Source organism: Salinibacter sp. (assembly GCF_042218895.1).
Taxonomy (GTDB): Bacteria; Bacteroidota; Rhodothermia; order Rhodothermales; family Salinibacteraceae; genus Salinibacter.
In genome coordinates this window covers 1-3,485 of record NZ_JBDGQQ010000180.1, presented here as the reverse complement: position 1 = coordinate 3,485, position 3,485 = coordinate 1, and the positions used below count along the sequence as shown (strand labels likewise).

The window sequence follows — 3,485 nt, the reverse complement described above, 5'->3', positions numbered from 1 at the left end:
TTGCCAGTGACGATGCGGATGCAAGGGCCGCCGCTCGCCAGTATGATATTCCCGTTACGGGCACGCTCGGCATTCTCGTGGCCTCCGTACAGCAGGGCTATCTGTCTCGAACGCAGGCCAATACGCTGCTTACGGAAATGATCGATGCCGGATACCGGTCTCCCCTCAATCGCGTCGATTCTCTTCTCGACTGATCTCAGCAAGTGCCGTTTTGGATCGGCGGCCGACTGGATTTCCAAACCTCGGGCGGCCCGCAGGATTCGCTGTCGACTTGCTGAGAATGGGAGGCTTGCGTGGAAACGTATCGGTCGAACCATAACGATCAGTAGCGTCCGCCAGTGCTCAGCGGCGATCGGCTAAAACGCCAGCAGTTCCTCCACCGTCGGCCGCAGCCGGGCTGTCGCCGAGAAGATCTCGTCCTCCAGCGGCTTGGCATTCGGCACCGGCAGGTCTTCGGCGGCCACGCGCCGGATGGGTGCGTCGAGCAATTTGAAGCCAATTTCGCCCAGCTCCGCGGCCAGCTCGGCCCCGAAGCCCGCGGTGCGCGTCGCCTCGTGCAGCACGAGGAGGCGATTCGTCTTGGCGAGCGACTGGCGCACCGTCTCGCGGTCCCACGGCACCAGGGTGCGCAGGTCCACCACCTCCAGCTCCGCCCCGTTCGCCTCGGCCTGGTGCTCGGCCTCGTCCAGCGCCCAGTGCACGCCCACGCCGTAGGTGACGATCGTCGCGTCGGTGCCCTCGCGGGCGATGCGCGCCTCCCCGAACGGCAGCGAATAGTCCTCGGTCGGCACTGCGCCGCGGACCGAGCGGTAGAGCTTCTTGTGCTCGAAGAAGAGGACCGGATTCGGGTCGGCCAGGGCGGTTCGGAGAAGCCCCTTTGCGTCGCGGGGCGTGGCGGGGATGACCACCTTGAGGCCCGGCGTGTGGGCAAACCAGGCCTCGCGCGACTGTGAGTGAAACGGCCCGGCCCCGATGCCGCCGCCGAAGGGGGCGCGGATGGTCACGTTGAGGGGCTGGCCCCACCGGTAGTGCGTGGTCGCCAGGTTGTTGACCGTCTGATTGAAGCCGCACGAGATGAAGTCGGCGTACTGCATTTCTACGACCGCCGGAAGGTCCTCGATGGCCAGCCCCATCCCCGCTCCGATCGCCCCGCCCTCAATGATCGGCGTGTTGCGGACGCGCTCTGCGCCGAACTCCTCGACGAACCCGTCGGTCACCTTGAAGGCCCCGCCGTACTCGGCGATGTCCTGGCCCATCAGGATCACGTCCTCGTCGTCCTGCATCGCGGTCCAGAGGGCGTCCTGGACGGCGTCGATGAAGCGGGGCTCTTCCGTGTCGGCGTCGGGCGACGGCAGCGCCGGATCGGGGGCGTCGGCGAAGACCGCGTCGCGCTCCGCCTCGGGGGTGCTCGTCGGCTCGGGCTGGTCGAGCGCCCACTCGGCGAGGTCGTCGATCGTCGACTCGAGGTCGTTGCGGAGGGCCTCCATCTCGTCGCTGTCGAGCAGCCCTTCGTTCCGGAGCGTCGCCGCAAACCGGTCGACGGGATCTTTGTCCGTCCAGTCCTCAATCAGTTCGTCGGGCACGTAGGCGGTGCCGGAGGCCTCCTCGTGGCCCCGCACGCGGAAGGTCTTCATCTCCAGCAGGACGGGGCCCTCCTCCCGAGCATGGGCGCGGGCCTCCCCGACCGCTTCCATCACCGCCAGCAGGTCGTTGCCGTCCACTACACGGCCGGGCATGTCGTACCCGTCGGCGGCGTCGGCGATGTCGTCGACTGCCACCGCCTCCTCGGTCGGCGTCGACAGGCCGTAGCCGTTGTTCTCGACCAGAAAGACGACCGGCAGGTCCCACACCGCCGCCAGGTTGAGCGCCTCGTGGAAGTCCCCCTCGCGGGTGCCCCCGTCGCCGCAGAACGCGCAGGCGACGCGGTCCTCCTCACGGTACCGGATGGCCTGACCCAGCCCGCAGGCCACCGGCAGCATGGCGGCCATGTGCGAGATCATGCCTACGATGTTCTTCTCAGGCAGGCCGAAGTGGAACGTGCGGTCGCGCCCGTTCGTGAAGCCGCCCTCTTTGCCCATGAGCTGGCAGAAGAGGCGCTCCCGATCCACGTCGCGGGTCGTCCAGACCCCGAGGTTGCGGTGCATGGGCAAGATGTAGTCGCGGTCGTCGAGCGCCCAGGTGGTGCCCACGGCGATGGCCTCCTGCCCGTACCCGCTGAACCACTTCGCGAGGCGGCCCTGTCGGATGAGGGTGAGCATCTTTTCCTCGATGACCCGGGGCTCCAAGAGCGCCCGATAGAGGGCACGAAGATCGAGGTCCAGGGGGGAGCCAACGGGCGCATCGGGGGCAGTCATGGGCGTACGTCTGTGAAGTGCGTTATAGCAGTTCTGGCATCGACAGGGCCGTGTCCCACAGACGCCTGCGGGGCCGAAGTCAGCACTGAGGTTAACGTGGGACTCGCCGTTCAGCCAAGCGGTTCTCTGTCCGAGTGGTTCCCGAATCTGGGAACGGGAGAACGGAGCAGGGACTCAGCGAGCGCATCCGGGGACCAGGGCCGAACGGCGACGGCAACAGGAGGCGAACGGGCCGAGACGAAGCCGCTCGGCCGTCTGCTCCCCGGGTGCTCCTGTCCGGAGAAGATGCGTGTGTTCTCAACCCGGAATAGGATTTGGGAAACGTGCGCACCGACGCTGTCCGTCCGCGGCGAACATTGCAGTCTGGCGCAAAGGACAAGCCGCGAGGCCCTTCGGCGTTCATTGATTATCTTTTTTGTTTCTTCTAAAATGTGTGTCCGGTTGAGTGCGATACCAAGTCCTTCGGCCTCATCGGTCCCATTTACTTCTGACACAACCCCCCTTCTTCCATGGCTTTGGACACGAGGCGCTACGCATTTGCTCTCCTTGTCGCAGCCCTCTTCCTGTCCCTCCTTCCGCCAATGGCCGGAGCGCAGGACAGCGCTACGCTCACTGGGACCGTCGTCGACGCCCAGGACGGGTCGCCCCTCATCGGGGCCAACGTGGCACTGCGCGAGCCCGACGCGTCTACCGCCGTCAGTGGAACGGCGACCGATACGGAGGGCACCTTCCGATTCACCGAAGTGCCCCCCGGAGAGTACGTCCTTGAAGTGCGCTTCGTTGGGTATCAGACGCAGCAGCGCACGCTGGCGGTGGAGGCCGGCGAGTCGCGCAACCTGACGGTCGAACTGCCGCTGTCGACGTCGAGTCTGGAGACGGTCGTCGTGTCGGCCTCGCGGCGACAGGAGAAGATCCTCGACGCCCCAGCCTCGATTTCCGTCCTCCAGCCCGAGGACATCGGGCGTCAGGTCAGCACCTCCACGGTCGAGGCCATCCGCTCCGTCCCCGGGGTCGACATGGCGCAGACGGGCATCGACCGGCGCGAAGTGGTCCTGCGCGGATTCAACGAGGCGTTTAGCGGCGCCACCTACGTCCTCACCGACTACCGCCAGGCCGCCGTGCCCTCCCTGG

The 3,485-nt window shown here is 66.6% G+C and carries 3 protein-coding genes; 2 read left to right on the top strand and 1 reads right to left on the bottom strand.

Features of this window, described 5'->3' with window-relative positions; genetic code table 11:
• Positions 1-194, top strand: a 194-nt coding sequence (locus ABEL04_RS14795) for a DUF3368 domain-containing protein (protein ID WP_375803171.1), incomplete at its 5' end; no start/stop codon positions are given.
• 162 nt (positions 195-356) lie between these two features.
• Here the strand turns inward: ABEL04_RS14795 and ABEL04_RS14790 are convergent.
• Positions 357-2,354 (bottom strand): thiamine pyrophosphate-dependent enzyme, encoded by a 1,998-nt coding sequence (locus tag ABEL04_RS14790; RefSeq protein ID WP_375803170.1) that lies wholly within the window; start codon positions 2,352-2,354, stop codon positions 357-359.
• A 509-nt stretch (positions 2,355-2,863) separates the two neighbouring features.
• Here ABEL04_RS14790 and ABEL04_RS14785 point away from each other — a divergent pair.
• Positions 2,864-3,485 (top strand): carboxypeptidase regulatory-like domain-containing protein (locus tag ABEL04_RS14785; protein WP_375803169.1); only part of this gene is annotated, 622 nt, incomplete at its 3' end.

Excerpts from the sequence above, each read along its gene's own strand:
- ABEL04_RS14790 (WP_375803170.1), bottom strand. The coding sequence starts at position 2,354 with ATGACTGCCCCCGATGCGCCCGTTGGCTCCCCCCTGGACCTCGATCTT.